This window comes from Pseudomonas rosaeacicularis, assembly GCF_057128745.1.
In genome coordinates this window covers 118,016-134,156 of the sequence record NZ_JBSKHT010000019.1, presented here as the reverse complement: position 1 = coordinate 134,156, position 16,141 = coordinate 118,016, and the positions used below count along the sequence as shown (strand labels likewise).

Here is a 16,141-nt window from a genome sequence, read left to right as displayed (position 1 = left end):
ATTTATCTATTCACTAAGGAATATATTCGATGCATGTAAGTTTTCGGGGTGAGTTGCAAAAGTTGCCGCAGGCCATCCGACGCGCGACCTGGCTGACAACGGTTGGTCTGGGATCGGCACTGCTTTGCAGTGGCGCGGTGCAGGCCGAAGACGGGGCACCTTCGCCGGATTCGACACAGACCACGACGCCTCGACTCAAGACCGTCACGGTGCAGGCGCAGAAAATCACACCGGTGGAGGCTTCGAAAAACCAGCTGAGTGAAGTCCCTGGCGGTACGAGCGTGGTCGACAGCGAACAGGTCGCCAAAGGCCGCACCGCTAACCTGCAAGACACGCTCGCCTACCAGCCGGGCGTGTTCGTGCAATCTACGGGGGGCAACGATGCGGCCAAGATTTCGATCCGTGGCTCGGGTGCCAACACCTCTCCCGGTTACTTTCGCGAAGGGATCAAATTTCTCTTCAACGGTCTGCCGATCACCGGCCCCGGCGGGACACCTTACGAGTTCCTGAACGGCTCGGGCGTGAACTACACCGAGATCCTGCGCGGCGCCAACGCTTTCCAGTACGGAGCGTTGAGCCTGGGCGGCGCGATCAACTTCGTCAACCAGACCGGTTACACCGCACCGGGCCTGCGCTTGCGTGCCGAATCGGGCAGCTATGGCTACAACAAACAGACCGCCAGTTTTGGCGGTGTCGAAGGCAACTTCGATTACTACGTCAACGTCGACAACTACCGCAACGAGGGATACCGCGACTACAGCCTGTCGAAAAGCCAGGGCGTGGTGGCCAACGTTGGCTACAAGTTCAGCCCCAAGCTGGAAACCCAGCTGATGCTGCGTTACCGCGACGAATACCATAACGATCCGAGCGCTACCACGCTGGATGCGGTCAAGCATCACAGCCGCGATGCCAGCGCCACCGCCGCCAGCAGCGGGGCGGGCAGTCGTCGCCCTGGTAGCGTCTGGGCCGGCAGCAAGACCACCTACACCTTCGATGATGACTCCAGACTTTCGGTCGGCTTCGCCTACTACGAGTATGCCCACAACAACAGCCCCAACAGCCCGAGCAACCCGAGCTACTGGGACTGGCACGACCTGAGTGCGGTGATCGGCTATGACCGCACCGATCAGCTGTTCGGCCATGAAAGCCGGACCAGCCTGGCGTTTACGTCCACCGAACACCTCAAGGGCGAGGTCAACTCCACCTTCGCCAACAAGCAGACCCGCAAGTTAGTCGATTATGGCTCCTCGTTCGATCACGTGTTCTCGCTGGGCAACGATCTGGAACTGGTCGATGGCCTGTGGCTCACCAGTGGTGTGTCGGCCATCAACGTGCAACGCGACGTCAAGGTCAAGGAAGCCCTGCAGGCCAATACGTCTGCCTTCCCTTCGAGCGAAACTTACGATAACTGGAGCCTGGCGCCGCGCCTGGGACTTCGCTACGAGTTCTCGCCTCAGCTGCAGGTGTTTGCCAACGTCAGCCGTTCGATCGATCCACCTGCTTCCTGGGAATACTCAGGTTCGGGGCCGACCCAACCCTATGTGCGCCCGCTCGTGGAGCAAAAAGCCAACACCGTCGAGATCGGCGTGAAAGGTTCGGTGGGGATTTTCGACGGCAGCCTGGCGCTCTACCGCTCATGGGTGCGCGACGAGTTGCTCAACGTGCAGTTCATCGCAGCGACCCCCACTGCTGCAGCGGTCACCGGTGCGTTCAACGCCTCGCCGACCATTCACCAAGGCATCGAGGCCGGGCTGAACACGCAACTGTGGGAAAGCGCTTCGGGCGAGAAAGTGACCTGGCGTCAGGTCTACACCTACAACGATTTCTACTACCGTCATGACCCGACTTTCGGCGACAACCAACTGCCGGGTATACCCAAACATATCTATCAGGGCGAGGTTCAGTACCAGCATCCCCAAGGTTTCTATACCGGGGTAAACGTGCTGTCCGCCTCGCGCACTGCCGTGGATTACGCCAACAGCTTTTACGCGCCCTCCTACACGATCTTCGGCGCCAACGTGGGTTACGAAACGCCGAAAAAAGACTGGAAGGTCTCGCTGGATCTGAAAAACCTGGCGAACAAGAAATACGTGACCGCAGTGCAGCCGCTTTATGATGCCAAGGGTCAAGACACCGCCTCGCTGTATCCAGGCGATGGCATCGGCGCTTACGTGGGCGTGGAATACCGCTACTGAGGAGCGTCCTCAGGAAAAAAACAGGGCCGCGATGGCCCTGTTCGTCGTTCAGGGCGACAATCACTGCTTGATAGTGGAGGTGCAGGACGTGACACAGAACATTTACGACACCCCAGCCTTTTTCGAAGGCTACAGCCAGTTGCCTCGCTCCGTCGACGGACTCGCAGGCGCCCCTGAATGGCCGGCATTGCGCGCTTTGCTGCCGCAAATGAGCGGGCAGCAGGTGGTCGATCTGGGATGCGGCTACGGCTGGTTTTCACGATGGGCCGTCGAGCAAGGTGCGCGCAGTGTGCTCGGTCTCGATGTGTCGGAAAAAATGCTTGAGCGTGCCGCTGCTGCTGGCGTCGAATCGCGCATCACTTACCGGCTGGCTGACCTGGAACACCTTCAACTCCCGAGCGCCAGCTTCACCCTCGCCTACAGCTCGCTGGCCTTTCACTACATCACCGACCTGGGAGCGTTGCTGCGCACTATTTATGACGCGCTGACACCTGGCGGGAAGCTGGTTTTTTCCATAGAGCACCCGATTTTCATGGCCTCGTTGCGTCCGGACTGGATCATCAACGCCGAAGGCCGTAAAACCTGGCCCGTGGACCATTATCAGGTCGAAGGCGCACGCAGCACCGATTGGCTCAGCGAAGGCGTGATCAAACAACACCGCACGCTCGGTACGCTGCTGAATCTGCTGATCGACAACGGGTTTAACCTTGACCACATCAATGAATGGGGCCCATCGGCGCAAGACCTGTCCAATCATCCGTCGCTGGCTGATGAAGTGCAGCGCCCCATGATGCTGATCGTCGCAGCCAGTCGCTGAATACCCGATGCTCAATCTACGAACATACTTCAAAGCGTTGAAAGCTCTCCCTGATTAGGATGTCGACTGCCGCCAGGCGGCCTGCCACATCTTCCTGAAAGCCGGATCAGAACCCCGCCGCGTGTCCGTCGCGGCGGCTGTCGCTGGCCGCGACATAGCCGTGGTCCGCGTCATCGGACAGTCGCCAGATGAATTGCCCTGAGCCGAAGTCCATGTACGGGTCTTCCACTGATTTAATGCGATGGCCTTTGCTCGCCAAGCCTTCCACCGCGTCGGCGTTCATGCTTGATTCAAGGTCCACCGAGAAGTCCTGATTGACCTTCCAGCGCGGCGCGTCACACGCTGCCTGCGGCTGTTGCTGATAATCAAGCATCCGCACCAGCGTCTGGACGTGGCCTTGAGGCTGCATGTCACCGCCCATCACGCCAAAGCTCATTTGCGGCACGCCGTCTTTGGTGAGGAACGCCGGAATGATGGTGTGGAAGGGTTTCTTTCCCGGCGCCACAACGTTGGCCGAGGCCGGATCACTGGAGAAACCCGCGCCGCGATTCTGAAGGCTGATGCCATAGCCCGGCACCACAATCCCTGAGCCAAACCCCATGTAGTTGGACTGGATGAACGAGACCATCATGCCGTCCTCGTCGGCCGCCGTCAGGTAAACCGTGCCGCCGGATTTGGGCATGCCGAACTCCGGATGGCTCGCTTTTGCGGGATCGATCAATCGCGCCCGGCTCGCCAGATAAGCAGGATCGAGCATCTGCTCCGGCGTCACGTCCATGCTCGTAGGGTCTGCCACGTAGCGGTAGACGTCGGCGAACGCCAGCTTCATCGCTTCGATCTGCAAATGCTGCGATTGTGCGGAGTCCACCGGCAACGCGGCGAGATCGAAATGCTCAAGCATGCCCAACGCGATCAGTGCCGCGATGCCCTGGCCGTTGGGCGGGATTTCATGCACGTCATGATCGCGATAACGCTGCGAAATCGGCTTGACCCACTCCGGCTGATAGCCGTGCAAATCGTCCAGGGTCAACGAACCTCCCGTGGCTTTGGCGTAGCCCACGATGGCCTCGGCGATCTCGCCCTCGTAATACGCCCGGCCGCCTTGTGCACCCAGCAAACGCAGCGTACGCGCCGCGTCCCTGAACACGAACTTTTCGCCGGTCTTCGGTGCTCGTCCACCGGGCATGAAGGTCTCTGCAAAGCCCGGCTGGTCATGCAAGGCCGGGATCGCTGCCGCCCATTTGTGCGCCACGATCGGTGCCAGTGTGATCCCGCGCTCGGCGATTTCGGCAGCAGGCTCCAGCACATCGGCGAAGGGCAGTTTGCCGAAGCGCTCATGCAACGCGGCCCATCCGGCCACTGCGCCAGGTATCGTCACCGCGTCCCAGCCGCGCACCGGCCGCTTGGCGTGACCAAGGCTGTCTTCGCCGTAGCGCTTGCGAAAGTGCTCAAGATCCCAGGCCTTGGGCGCATGCCCGGACGCATTGAGCCCATGCAATTGCTGACCGTCCCAGACAATCGCGAACGCATCGCTGCCCAACCCGCACGACACCGGCTCGACCACAGTCAGCGTCGCGGCGGCTGCAATTGCCGCATCGATCGCGTTGCCGCCTGCCAGCAGGATGCGCACCCCGGCCTGGGCTGCAATCGGGTGGGACGTCGAAACCACGTTGCGCGCGAACAACGGAATGCGCGTGGTGGGATAAGGATTTTGCCAATTGAAAGACATGAACTTCTCCGTTACCGCTTGGATTGGCGAGCCGCGCCGGGCTCCCAGAAAATCACTCGCCGTTGCAGCCAGCGCACCGATTGCGCGCCGCACAAGCCGATCAACGCCAGCAACACCACACCGGAAAACATGGTCGACAGGCTCATGCTGACCGAGCTTGAAGCGATCATGTAGCCCAGGCCCCGTTGCGCCGACAGAAACTCCCCGACCACCGCGCCGATGAGTGCCAGCGAGACACCAATCTGCAAACCGGCGAAGATTTCTCCCGCCGCCGATGGCAGTTTCACGTGAAAGAGTAAGTACAGACGCGACGCCGAAAACGCGCGGCAGGCGTCCAGCAGTTCGGGATCTGTTCGGCGGATACCGTTGACCGTGTTGACGAACAACGGAAAGAAACACACCAGGGCGACGAGGACGATTTTCGAGGCCAGGCCGAAACCGAACCAGACCAGGATGATCGGCCCGAGGGCGACTTTCGGTGTAGCTTGCAGGCCGATGAGCAGCGGGTAGACGAAGCGCTCGAAGGTTTGGGATTCGGCCAGCAACGCACCGAGCGCAATCGCAAGCAGGCAACCGATCAAATATCCGCTGAGCATTTCCCCCAAGGTCGCGCCGATGTGCGGCCACAGGCTGCCATTGGCAAAGCCGCTGACCAACGCGTCGTAGACCGCCGATGGCGGCGGCAGCACGTAGTCCGGAATGGCGAATACCTTCACCAACAACCCCCATACCAGGATCAGCGCCGCCAGACTGATGAGCGGATACAGCAGCGAGAGAAATCTATTCATGGGTGAAATGCCTGCGCAGGTGTTGGCAAAGGGCCGTGAATTGACTATCGGCCAGGGTGTCGAGGGTACGCGGCCGAGGCAGCGGGATGACCAGTTCGTCGATGATTCGCCCCGGACGTGGGGACATCACCAACACCCGGTCAGCGAGAAACACCGCCTCCTGAATGCTGTGGGTGATGAACAACACCGACTTGCGCTGCTGGCTCCAGATTCGTTGCAGCTCCAGGGTCAGGGATTCGCGAGACAGCGCATCCAGCGCCGCGAACGGCTCGTCCATCAGCAGCAGGTCCGGGTCGTGCAACAGCATGCGGGCGATGCCGACACGCTGTTGCATGCCGCCCGACAACTCAAACGGATAGTCATGGGCGAAGGCCGCAAGCCCGACCAGTTCCAGCAATTGCGTCGCCCGTTCCACAGCAGGCCGCTGCGCCAGGCCCAACGTGCGCGCGGGCAGCAGGACGTTGTCCAGCACGGTTTTCCACGGTAGTAAATTGGGCTTCTGAAACACCACGCCGGTGTGGCGACTGGGCCCCGCCACCGCTTTGCCGGCGAGTTCGATGTGCCCCCGAGACGCCGGGAGCAGTCCCGCCGCCAGCTTGAGCACGGTGGATTTTCCGCAGCCGGAAGGTCCCAGTAGCGCGACAAATTCCCCCGGCTGGATGCTCAGGTCGATGTCCGCCAGCGCCTCGATTTCGCCGCGTCGGGTGGCGTAGGTCAGGCCCACTTCGCGCAATGCGAGTGCGGCGGTCATGCCTGATCGCCCTTGGCCGCAACCGCTGCGGCCAGAAAGTCCAGCACCCGCGCCCAGCTCAGGCGGTTGGCTTTTGCGTTGGCCTGGGCGGTGCCGCCGCCGCTGATAAGCACGCCGGCCACCGGGTGCAATCGGGCGATGATCGTGGTCGGGACATACGGAAAACCAATCCCGTGCCCTGCCCCTTCGTTGCGCACGTGCTCGACCGGCCAGCGATGATTTGCCGCTTGCAACTGGGTGGCGATGCGCACGCTGTACTCGGTGGATGGCCAGAACCCGTCGTCGGTGCCACTAATGAGCAAGACGGGCCCTGCTATGCGCTCTACGGGAATGCGTGCGGCTGTGACGAATGCTGTCCCATGCTCGACCGTGCTGAAGGCCGGCGCCTGGCGAATCGGTGCGCCAGGCGTGGGGGGTTGATCAAACGCTGTCCAGTCGGCGTGGGGATTATCGCGCCAGACATTGCGCAATGGCTGTCCTTGCCAGGTCCAGGCGTCAGCGTCGCGGGGTTGCTCCGGGCGCCCGGCGCGCAAGGTACCGTGGACCACCGCACTGGGCACATAGCCGATCACGGCGGACACGCGCTCGGGAAAGGTCGCTGCGAGCAACAGCGCCAGCTCGCCACCCCGCGAAAGCCCGGCCACCGCAATAAAGCCATGCTGGGGCGCTAGGGTACGGCTAACCCAGTCCAGCGCCAACTCGAAGTATTCTAGCGGCGTATCGGAAATATGGTCCGGGCGCCCGGGCGCCTTGAAGTACGCCAGCGCAACGCCGATGTAACCGTGGGCCGCATACAGCGCGGCCCGCTGCTCCGGCGTGCCACCGCCGGAGCCGTTGAGGACGATCACCACCGGGTGTGGCCCTACTCCAGCCGGTACGAACAGCGTGCCCGACAAACCTTCATCGCGGAGCTCGCGACGGGTCACCCCATGCGCTTGAAAGCGCTGGATGAACGCCGTTGATGCCCACGCGCCTGAGGCGTCGTCAAGCTCGACTTCAATGCTGAGCGGCGCCACGCCTTCGCTGAACTGCGGTGCTGTTGGTAAGCTGGATTGCTGCAGGGCCCACAGCCAGGCCATGGGTTCGGGTTCGCTCCAGTCCCCCGATACAGGCGTCTGGCTGTCGACATCTAGCGCACCATCCGCTGCGATAAGAAAGTTCGCCTGACTGCGCCAGCGACTGCCGTCGGGATGAGCCAGGGTGATGGTGAGTTTCGCGATGCCGGGAGCGAGGCCCGTAGCGGTAATCCGGCGTGGCTGGTCAATCAGCGCGTCGGCCACATCAATGAGCAAACGAAGGGTCACTTGGCGGCCTCCGCACGTTGGCGCAGGGCCGTCTTGTCAAAATCGCTGAATGCAGGCACAAATTCGTTGGAGAAAATGCGCTCCACCGGGACGTCTGCGGTAGGGAATTCGCCGGTCTTGGCCATGGCTGCGATGGCCTGGCGGATCACGTCGAGGTCGTATTCCCCCGGTGCCCGCGCGCTGCCATCGGTTCGGTACAGGGTCCGTTGCAGGCGACGAGTCAGCAGCTTTTTTGCATCTTCCAGGCCCTTGCCTTCGGCGTCGACGGGTTTGCTCTCAGGGTGCTGGCGCCAGAATGCCTGAACGCAGAACCCCGGATTGACCTCGCACACGAACTGCGCCTGGGTGTAGGCGCGGCCAAAGCGCCGGATCAAATCCGGGTTGTCCTTGAAAGTGTCCTCGTGGGCAATGAACCCGTTGCCCGGATTCTCCTGAAACACCGGCGGGTAGGCGATGCGCCGAATGGCGGTGCCCGACAATTCCAGCATGTCATCCCAGCTGCTGTTGAAATTCAGGGCGTCCACCTGCCTGCTGCGCAGCGCCTGAAAGCCAGAGCCCAGTGCGCCAACGGCGACGAACTCAACGTTTTCACCCGGCGTGAGGCCCGCTACTTTCAACGCCGCACGGCTGTTGGGCAGCGTCCCCCAGGTCAGCGCGCCCACACCGATTTTTTTGTCTTTGAGATCGGCCAATGTCTTGATCGGCGAGTCTGCCAGCACCGCGTACTCTAGGGTCTGGTTCGGCACGCCGTTGTAGAAATAGCGCACCGGCAGCGGGTTCTTGCCGTTGAAGTAGGTGGAGATCACCGGCTCCGCCACCGGAAAACCGAAGGTCACTCGCTTGCTCGCCACCTGCGGCAGCAAGGCACCGGCGCCTTGAAACACCACGACATTGACCGAAAGCCCTTGCTCCTTGAACAGCCCCAGCTCTTCGGCAGCCGCATATGGCGCGCCGTCATGCACGGCCGGCGGGATCGCCAGCGCGACGGTGACCTCGTCGAGGGCGTGGGCCGAAGCGGCGTACGCCAGAGTGAGCGGCAGCAGATAAGTGAGGCGCATATCGGGTTCCTTGACCTGGATGATTGTTTCAGTTGAGCCATGTTTCTATTGCGACGTACCCGCGTGCAGTCGCCGGTTGGCTTCCTGCAGCAAGGCCGGACGATCGATCTTGTTGGTGGTCGCCAGCGGCAGCGCGTCGACAAACCAGACGCGCCGTGGGTGCTGATACGCCGGTGCATGCTCGAGGGTGAAGGCTTTGATCTGTGCTTCGCTGGCTTGGGCGCCCGCGCTGAGAACCACGAACGCCATGGGCTTGAAGCCCTTGATGTCATCGGCCATAGGCACCACGCAGGCCTGTTGCACGGCAGGGTGACGCTCCAGCAGTTTTTCGATTTCGCCGGGATAAATGTTCTCGCCGCCGCTGACGAACATATCGTCACGCCGGCCGACGAAGGTGAAGAAACCGTCGCCGTCGCGGCGGAACACGTCGCCGGTGATGTAGAAGCCATCGTTGGTGAACGGGGCGCGCAGATCGGGCCGGTTGTGATAACCGGACATCAGCCCTGGGCTTTTAAGCTCAAGCACGCCTTCATCGCCGGTGTTCCCGTTTTCGTCGCGCAGGCGCAGCTGCACGTCAGGGTGCGCCTGCCCCACCGACAGCGGCGGACTTGGCAAGCCCTGTGAATGCGGACCGAACACCACCGGGCCGCCCTCGGTGGTGCCGTAGGCGTTAATGACCCGGGCGTTGGGCAGCAAATGATGAATCTGCTCCAGCAGACTGGCACTGACTGGCGCCGAGCCCATTCGGACCACCCGCACCGAACTCAGATCGGCGCGGGCCAGAAGCGCGTGTTCGCGCAACATCATCGCGATCATCGGCGGCACCGCCGTCAGCCAGGTGCAGCCGTAACGCTCGATGGCATCGATGTAGCCGCCTGCAGTGAACTGCGGCAACAGTACGGCGGTGGCGCCACTGGCCAGGGTCAACAGGCCCAGGGCCAACGCGTTCATGTGGTAAAGCGGCGCGGCGATCAGCGCCCGCTCCTGCGCCAGCGGCGTTGCATGCAGGCGCTTGCGCACCACCCACAAATGAGCGGCGTGGCTCAGGACCACCCCCTTGGGTTTGCCGGTGGAGCCGGAGGTGTAGAGGATCATCGCCGGTTCATCATTTTTTGGCTGAAACGAGGCGAACGCTCCCGGATCGATGAACTGATCAAGGCCTGCCTCGACGCCCCGCGCCAATGACACCTGCGGCACATCCGCAGGCCCTAGCGCCGCATGGGCCGCATCGCAAAACAGCAAGCACGCGCCGCTGTCGCTGACCACGTATTCGATCAGCGCCTTTGGGAAACGGTGATTGACCGGCACCGCTACCAGCCCTGCGCGCATGATGCCCAGCACCACGGCGATGAACTCCACCGAATTGGCGGCCAGCAACGCGATGCGATCACCTTGTGCGTAACCGCGGGCGCTCAGGCCACGGGCGACGGCGCTCGCCAGCTCATCCAGCTGATTGAAGCGGTACAGGGATTCTCCCAAATCGGCATTCACGCAAATGAACGCCAGTTGATCACCCGGGCTGTGGGCGCCAACGACATCACCCAGATTGCGAACAGCGCTGATCATGGGATGAACTCAAGCAGGGTTTCGAAGGCGGGAATGGCAATCACCACCCGCGCGCTTTCTATTTGATGCGCCAGACCCAGCCGCGCCGCACGCTGCGCGATTCTCGACAGATCGGCGCCGCGCAGCGTGATCGCGGCAAAGCACTCGGGACGTTGCGTCAGCGGTTTGGCCAGCTCACCGAAGCGAAGGGCCAAGGTTTGCGCGTCGACGACGTCCAGCACGAAACGCTCATCGAACACGCCCAGTTTTGCGTATTGCTGCCGCGTCGTTTCCGGATCTTCGCTGACCACGGTCAAGCCCGCGACGGCGGTGACACTGTTCTCGTGGCCCAGCCATTCTGGGCGCCAGACCAGCTCCGGTGTTTCGTGATGACAGAAGTACACGCGGCCCGCGGCGAACTGCCCCGGCGCCAGGCGCACCGTGCCGAACCGCGCATCGCGGCTGACGCCGTCGATCTCCACAGGGCGCGAAAAGTGCTGCACCGGCTGCACCAGAAACCCCTGGCGCACGAGTTCCGCGTGGCTGGTTTTCGGATCGGGGGTGGCGATCACCAGACCGTCGATGCCCAGGGTGCTGTCGAGCACTTCCTGGCGCAGGGTCTCGGTGCCCAACGGCAGGCCGATCAATTCCAGATAGCCTTCGGCGAACATCATCAAGTGGTTGATCGAGCCCAGGGAATGATGCCCGCGCGGCGTCAGGGTGAAACCCAACTGCGTGAACAGCGTCGCAGCGGCATCCGTGTCGAAGCGCGTGTTGATGACCAGATGGTCCAGTGCGGCGCTCATGGTTCAGGCCTTCTCGACGGGGGTGGAATACACGCCGCGACCGCTGGCCACCAGGTTGCCTTCGCTGTCGAACAGCTGGGCCTCGGCCACCGAGAACTGTTTGCCGAACTTGATCACCTTGCCGCTCGCACGCAAATCACCTTTGGCCGGGCGGTGATAATCAACGCGCAGGTCAATGGTCGGCACGCCCTTGCCGGTGCGCGAGACCAGCGCCCAGTCGGCGGTCAGGTCCACCAGCGCCGCGAGGATGCCGCCGTGGGTGTAACCACCCTCGACGTTGACCACCCATTCTTCACGCCAGGTGGCACTGAGCTCGATGGTGCCCTCGCCCACTTCAAGCACTTGCAGGCCAAGCCATTGGTGGTACGGGGCCTTGCGCAAACGGGCTTGAATGTCGGTAGCGGTAGGGAGCGTGACGTCGGTCATGAATGTGATTCCTTAAAAGCGATGAGGTCCGGCACCGGCAGTGCCTCGTTGAACACCGCCAGCGCAGGTTTTTAATGGCGATCAGGCGATCAAGGCGTGACAACCACCTTGCCCAGCACCTCGCGATCGCGGATCAGGGCCAGGCCTTCGGCGGCCTGTTCCAGCGGCAGGACGCGGTCGATGATCGGGTCGATTTTGCCCTCGGCAATCAGGTCGAGCAGACCGACCAGGTTGTCCTCGTAAAAGCTGTTGGAGCCCTTGATGTTCAGCTCGAAGCTCCAGACGTAACGCAGGTCTTCCTTGGGGTCGTGGCCGGCCGTTGCGCCGCAGACCAGCAAGGTGCCGCCGCGCTTGATGCACTTGAGCGACGGCAGCCAGGTGTCGCCGCCAGTGAAGTTGATCACCACGTCAACGCCGCCCTCATGGTTGCGCCGTTGCGGCTTGCCGTATTGGCAGATGGCCCATTTGGAGAAATCGGTGTTGCGGTAGTTGATGACGTGATCGGCGCCCAGCGCTTTAAGCCGTTCAGCTTTCTCGTCGCTGCCGGCACAGGCGATGACTTCGGCGCCTAGAAGTTTGGCGAGGATCACGCAGGCCGTACCGACACCGCCGCTGGCGCCGAGGATCAGCACCCGGTCGCCGGCTTTGACGGTGTTGTGGGTGATCAGCATCCGGTGTGCCGTGCCGTAGGCCACCGGCAGCGCGGCGGCCTGCTCGAAGCTCACGGCCTGCGGCAGGCGGATCAACTGGCGTGCATCGACCAATGCGTATTCGGCCATGCCGCCGTCGACCATCTCGCCCATCAAGCCGACGTCAGGCTTGAGCGGGTTGATCAAGACCCGGTCACCCACCTGCCAGCCTTCGACGCCTTCGCCGATTTCGCTAACGGTGCCAGCCAGGTCCAGGCCGATGACCACCGGCAGCGGCACCTTGATGCCGGGCATGCCCTTGACGGTAAACACGTCGTGATAGTTGAAGGACGAGGCGCCTACGCGGATCAGCACATGCCCGGCGCTGACTGCCGGGACCGGCTTGTCAGTGACGACGTGCAGCCGGTCAAGGTCGCCGTGTTCGTCGAGTACCAGGGCTTTCATGGTTTTGCTCACAGTCGTTGTCTCCGTGATTACTTGAGGTTCTTGGATTGGGCGTACGGTTGGGTGGCGAACAGGTCGGCTTTGAGCTCGCCCTTGATCAGGCCGCCGTCGGCAAAAACCTGATGTTCGCGGCGCAGGGTGTCGAGGTCCTGGGGCTCGAAGGCCAGGCGGTTCATGGCGTTCCATTGGCCGACATACACTCGGGCGTCGCTCTCCGGGAGGTTGGCGCTTTTCTTCAGGATCGCGACCACCTCATCGGGGTGCGCGTCGCCCCAGGCCAGGGTGTCGCGCAGGGCGGCTATCACCCGTGCCACCGTTTCTGGGTGGGCGTCCACCAGTTGCGCACTGACCGCCCCGACGCCGATGTAAGGCACCGCGTCGGATTTGGTCAGGGTTTTCCATTCGTCAGCGAAGCTGCCCAGGCGCTTGAGCTTGAGCTCGTCGCCCAGCTGCGCGATGGTCACCGAACGCAAGGCGGCGCCGTCGACTTGCTTCTGCGCGAGAAACTGCGCCAGGCGCGCTTCGTTGCCGCCCACCAGCGAGAAGTCATTGACCTTGATCCCGTGGTTGCCTTCCAGCACGGCACTGGCGATCACCGCCACGGACGAACCTGCCGGGGACATGCCGATCTTCTTGCCCTTGAGCGCTTCGATGGAGTTGATGGGCGAATCGGCCGGCACTACGAACTGCACATCGGCCGGCTGGGTGGCAGCAAAAATCTTGATCGGCACCCCTTCCGCCGCCGAGCTGAACACCCCGGCCAGCGGCGCGCCGAATGCCAGGTCGATGGAGCCTGCCGCCAGGGCGCGGTTCGGCGCATTGACGTCCGGAAAGTGGAAAAATTCGGCTTCGATGCCGCGCTTGGCCAGGAAGTCCTTGGCTTCCAGCACCGAGCCGTAGCCCAGGCTGACGCCGCTGGTCCAGTAGCCGATTCGAACCTTGTCCGCCGCGTGGGCAGCAACGGACAACACAGCGGCCGCAGCCAACGCGGCGACAACGATCAATTTACGCATGGGGCAGAACCTTATGGGTTAAAGACTGTGGGTTTTCCAGCGGAACAGCCAGCGTTCGAGGGGTTTGAGCACACCGGCTTCGAGCAACAACATCAGGGCGACCAGCAGCACCGTCCAGGCGAACACCTGATCGCTTTGCACCAGATCGGCGGCCTGGCGCAGGCGATAGCCGATGCCGTCCGACGCGCCCAGGGTTTCGGCCACCAGCGACACTCGCCAGCCGAAGCCAAACGCCAGGCGCGCGCCGGAAAAGAAGTACGGCAGGATGCTGGGCAGCGAAATTTTCAGGAGGATCTGCAGGCGCGACATGCGGAACGAGCGCGCAAGTTCGACGTACTGGCGCTCAACGGTCTGGGCGCCTTGCCAGACGTTGGTCAGGATCAATGGCATGGCGGTCATGAACACCACGAACACTGTGGTGGCATCGGAAATACCGAACCAGATGATCGCGAAGATCGCCCAGATGGCCGACGACACGGTGTTGAACACGGCCAGCAACGGCTCGAAAAATCGTGCCAGCACCCGGCTGGTGCCCAACGCCAGGCCCAGGGGCGTGCCGACCGCCACGGCCAGGAGAAAACCGCTGAACACCCGGCCCATGGTGGCGCCGACGTCATGCAAAAACGTTTCGCTGTGCAGCAGGCTGTTCAGTGCGGCGAAGACTTTTTGTGGACCCGGCAAGACAAACGAGGGCAACCGCCCGGCGGCGTACCACCAGAGCACGGCGAAGACAGCGATCAGGGCAAGGCGCTGCAAGAACAGACTGGAATAGCGTTTGGCGTTCTGCATCTCACAGATCCAGCCGCAGTTGACGAACCTGCTCGGTCACCGCCGCATCGGTGGGGATGCGCGGCCGGGGCAGGCTCATGGATTTTATGGCGCGGATGCGCCCCGGCCGCGGTTCCAGCATGATCACCCGGTCCGCCAGCACCACCGCTTCTTCAACGTCATGGGTGACAAACAGCACGGTCATTGAGGTCAGCGCCTGCAGGCGCAGCAACTCGTCATGCATCTGGCTGCGGGTGTGGGGGTCCAGCTTGGAAAAAGGCTCGTCCATCAACAGAATCTGCGGGTGCACCACTAGGCTGCGCGCCAGGGCGACGCGGCTGCGCATCCCGCCGGAAAGTTGATGGGGCCAAGCGTTGGCGAACTCTTCGAGGCCCACCAGACGCAGCATCTGCGCCACCCGTTCTGCACGTTCGTGCTTGCCCAGCGACGTTGCCTCCAGGCCGAACGCCACGTTGGCTTGGACGCTGCGCCATGGCAGCAAACGATCTTCTTGGAACATGTAGGCGATGCGCTGCCAGTCGTGGAACTGCTCGGCGGGCTCGCCGTCGATGGCAAAGCTGCCGCGATCCGGTTTCAGCAGTCCCGAGATGATATTGAGCAGCGTGCTCTTGCCGCAGCCCGAGGTGCCGAGCAAGGCCACGATTTCGCCGTTTTTGACTTCAAACGAGATATCCCGCAGCACCTCAAGGGCCTCGAAATGCTTGCCCACGCCGGCAAGGCTCAGGGCTGCCAGCTCGCGTTTGACTTCCAGCGCCGCGTTCATCGCGCGAACCTCGCCGCGAGCATGGGCAGGGAGGCACCGGCTTCGCTGAGGCTGGCGTAGACCTTTTCCAGCGTCATGGCCTGGAAGGTTTCGATGTGACGACGGGCGATCAGCTCGACGCGCTTGGCGTCGCCTTCATCGAACGCGGCGATCATGGCGTTGTGGTCGTGCTTGATCTCGGGTTTGGTTCCTTGCACGTTGAAGCCCAAGGCCACCAGACGGCTCATTTCGTCCATCAGACTGGACAAGGTGCGTATCAACCGTTCATTGCCGGTGGCTTGGGCGATTTCCAGGTGGAACGCCTTGTTGGCGTCCATGAACACGTCGATCTGGTCGGGCAGCGGCACCAGGTGCTTGACCCTGCACGCCGCTTCCAGTGTCTTCAACCGGTCGATATCCACTCGCCCAACGGCGAGCCGCGCCGCCAGTGGCTCCAGCTGAACGCGCAAGGTGAAGACTTCTTCCACGTCTTTGATCGTGATGGTCGCGACCTGATAGCCCTTGCGCGGGCGGGACGTCACAAGGTGCTCGTGGCAGAGCCGGGTCAGGGCGATGCGGCAACTGCTCTTACCGATTTCATAGGCTTGCATCAGCCCAGGCTCGGTGATGTTCACCCCCGGCATCAGTCGACACGACAGAATGTCCCGGCGAATGCGCGCATACGCAGAGTCGCCTTGACTGGCAGTCTCGAAAATCGCGCCCGAAGCGGCGGAGGACAACGACATGAAAGGCCTCAATGGAAAGTCGTAGGCAGCTCACAGAGGCTGTCTATGACGCTTACCGAAGGCCGCTAAGCTAGAACAAACGTTGGCCATTTCGAACGATTTGTTTCCGATATACATATGCCGTCATCGCATAACGTGGGCGGCTCAGTTGTATTTTTAGTGATAAAAAATGGCTACGTCTGGGCGTATTAGGACGCCGGAAAGCATGCGGGATGCAGTTGCCAGGCCGAGCTTTGGGTCGATGGGAGTAATGTCGCTGTCGCCGAATCAGTCTCGGCAGTCATTCAAGCGCGCCCCATTGGGTGGAGTCAGTGCGCGGGAGTCAGCGCGACGGACGC

At 62.3% G+C, this 16,141-nt stretch carries 15 protein-coding genes; 2 read left to right on the top strand and 13 right to left on the bottom strand.

Annotated features, from left to right (window positions below; all coding sequences use genetic code 11):
• Positions 1–29 precede the first annotated feature (29 nt).
• A complete protein-coding gene (locus ACWKWM_RS23715) occupies positions 30–2,195 on the top strand; it encodes a TonB-dependent receptor family protein (RefSeq protein WP_483848478.1) in 2,166 nt (721 codons plus the stop codon).
• 88 nt (positions 2,196–2,283) lie between these two features.
• Complete coding sequence (locus ACWKWM_RS23710) at positions 2,284–3,012, top strand: class I SAM-dependent methyltransferase (RefSeq protein WP_483848499.1); 729 nt, start codon at positions 2,284–2,286, stop codon at positions 3,010–3,012.
• A 106-nt stretch (positions 3,013–3,118) separates the two neighbouring features.
• Here ACWKWM_RS23710 and ACWKWM_RS23705 read toward each other — a convergent pair whose 3' ends face one another.
• From ACWKWM_RS23705 to ACWKWM_RS23645, 13 genes are all read right to left on the bottom strand, one after another.
• Positions 3,119–4,741: a gamma-glutamyltransferase family protein gene (locus tag ACWKWM_RS23705; RefSeq protein WP_483848477.1), complete on the bottom strand. Its 1,623-nt coding sequence runs from the start codon at positions 4,739–4,741 to the stop codon at positions 3,119–3,121.
• A gap of 11 nt (positions 4,742–4,752) precedes the next feature.
• Entirely contained in the window at positions 4,753–5,529 is a 777-nt protein-coding gene (locus ACWKWM_RS23700) for an ABC transporter permease (protein WP_483848476.1), read from the bottom strand.
• Entirely contained in the window at positions 5,522–6,280 is a 759-nt protein-coding gene (locus ACWKWM_RS23695; RefSeq protein ID WP_483848475.1) for an ABC transporter ATP-binding protein, read from the bottom strand. Before ACWKWM_RS23695 ends, ACWKWM_RS23700 begins: the two co-directional genes overlap by 8 nt.
• Positions 6,277–7,584 (bottom strand): acyl-CoA thioester hydrolase/BAAT C-terminal domain-containing protein, encoded by a 1,308-nt coding sequence (locus ACWKWM_RS23690; protein WP_483848474.1) that lies wholly within the window; start codon positions 7,582–7,584, stop codon positions 6,277–6,279. The genes ACWKWM_RS23695 and ACWKWM_RS23690 overlap by 4 nt, the downstream gene beginning before the upstream one ends.
• Positions 7,581–8,642 (bottom strand): ABC transporter substrate-binding protein, encoded by a 1,062-nt coding sequence (locus ACWKWM_RS23685; RefSeq protein ID WP_483848473.1) that lies wholly within the window; start codon positions 8,640–8,642, stop codon positions 7,581–7,583. Before ACWKWM_RS23685 ends, ACWKWM_RS23690 begins: the two co-directional genes overlap by 4 nt.
• A gap of 45 nt (positions 8,643–8,687) precedes the next feature.
• Positions 8,688–10,208, bottom strand: a complete 1,521-nt coding sequence (locus ACWKWM_RS23680) for a class I adenylate-forming enzyme family protein (RefSeq protein ID WP_483848472.1) — start codon at positions 10,206–10,208, stop codon at positions 8,688–8,690.
• Positions 10,205–10,993, bottom strand: a complete 789-nt coding sequence (locus ACWKWM_RS23675) for a VOC family protein (RefSeq protein ID WP_483848471.1) — start codon at positions 10,991–10,993, stop codon at positions 10,205–10,207. The genes ACWKWM_RS23680 and ACWKWM_RS23675 overlap by 4 nt, the downstream gene beginning before the upstream one ends.
• Positions 10,994–10,996: 3 nt before the next feature.
• A complete protein-coding gene (locus ACWKWM_RS23670) occupies positions 10,997–11,419 on the bottom strand; it encodes a PaaI family thioesterase (RefSeq protein WP_483848470.1) in 423 nt (140 codons plus the stop codon).
• 89 nt (positions 11,420–11,508) lie between these two features.
• Positions 11,509–12,525: a zinc-binding dehydrogenase gene (locus ACWKWM_RS23665; protein WP_483848469.1), complete on the bottom strand. Its 1,017-nt coding sequence runs from the start codon at positions 12,523–12,525 to the stop codon at positions 11,509–11,511.
• A gap of 17 nt (positions 12,526–12,542) precedes the next feature.
• On the bottom strand, positions 12,543–13,526 hold the full coding sequence (locus ACWKWM_RS23660) for an ABC transporter substrate-binding protein (protein ID WP_483848468.1): 984 nt from the start codon (positions 13,524–13,526) through the stop codon (positions 12,543–12,545).
• 18 nt (positions 13,527–13,544) lie between these two features.
• On the bottom strand, positions 13,545–14,315 hold the full coding sequence (locus ACWKWM_RS23655; RefSeq protein WP_483848467.1) for an ABC transporter permease: 771 nt from the start codon (positions 14,313–14,315) through the stop codon (positions 13,545–13,547).
• A gap of 1 nt (position 14,316) precedes the next feature.
• Positions 14,317–15,078, bottom strand: a complete 762-nt coding sequence (locus tag ACWKWM_RS23650; protein WP_483848466.1) for an ABC transporter ATP-binding protein — start codon at positions 15,076–15,078, stop codon at positions 14,317–14,319.
• Positions 15,075–15,803 (bottom strand): GntR family transcriptional regulator, encoded by a 729-nt coding sequence (locus tag ACWKWM_RS23645; RefSeq protein WP_483848465.1) that lies wholly within the window; start codon positions 15,801–15,803, stop codon positions 15,075–15,077. Before ACWKWM_RS23645 ends, ACWKWM_RS23650 begins: the two co-directional genes overlap by 4 nt.
• Between the last annotated feature and the right edge of the window lie 338 nt (positions 15,804–16,141).

Bases quoted from the DNA above. Each gene is read 5' to 3' on its own strand.
- ACWKWM_RS23715 (WP_483848478.1), top strand. From the start codon at position 30: ATGCATGTAAGTTTTCGGGGTGAGTTGCAAAAGTTGCCGCAGGCCATC.
- ACWKWM_RS23705 (WP_483848477.1), bottom strand. From the start codon at position 4,741: ATGTCTTTCAATTGGCAAAATCCTTATCCCACCACGCGCATTCCGTTG.
- ACWKWM_RS23700 (WP_483848476.1), bottom strand. From the start codon at position 5,529: ATGAATAGATTTCTCTCGCTGCTGTATCCGCTCATCAGTCTGGCGGCG.
- ACWKWM_RS23695 (WP_483848475.1), bottom strand. From the start codon at position 6,280: ATGACCGCCGCACTCGCATTGCGCGAAGTGGGCCTGACCTACGCCACC.
- ACWKWM_RS23685 (WP_483848473.1), bottom strand. From the start codon at position 8,642: ATGCGCCTCACTTATCTGCTGCCGCTCACTCTGGCGTACGCCGCTTCG.
- ACWKWM_RS23680 (WP_483848472.1), bottom strand. From the start codon at position 10,208: ATGATCAGCGCTGTTCGCAATCTGGGTGATGTCGTTGGCGCCCACAGC.
- ACWKWM_RS23675 (WP_483848471.1), bottom strand. From the start codon at position 10,993: ATGAGCGCCGCACTGGACCATCTGGTCATCAACACGCGCTTCGACACG.
- ACWKWM_RS23670 (WP_483848470.1), bottom strand. From the start codon at position 11,419: ATGACCGACGTCACGCTCCCTACCGCTACCGACATTCAAGCCCGTTTG.
- ACWKWM_RS23660 (WP_483848468.1), bottom strand. From the start codon at position 13,526: ATGCGTAAATTGATCGTTGTCGCCGCGTTGGCTGCGGCCGCTGTGTTG.
- ACWKWM_RS23655 (WP_483848467.1), bottom strand. From the start codon at position 14,315: ATGCAGAACGCCAAACGCTATTCCAGTCTGTTCTTGCAGCGCCTTGCC.
- ACWKWM_RS23650 (WP_483848466.1), bottom strand. From the start codon at position 15,078: ATGAACGCGGCGCTGGAAGTCAAACGCGAGCTGGCAGCCCTGAGCCTT.
- ACWKWM_RS23645 (WP_483848465.1), bottom strand. From the start codon at position 15,803: ATGTCGTTGTCCTCCGCCGCTTCGGGCGCGATTTTCGAGACTGCCAGT.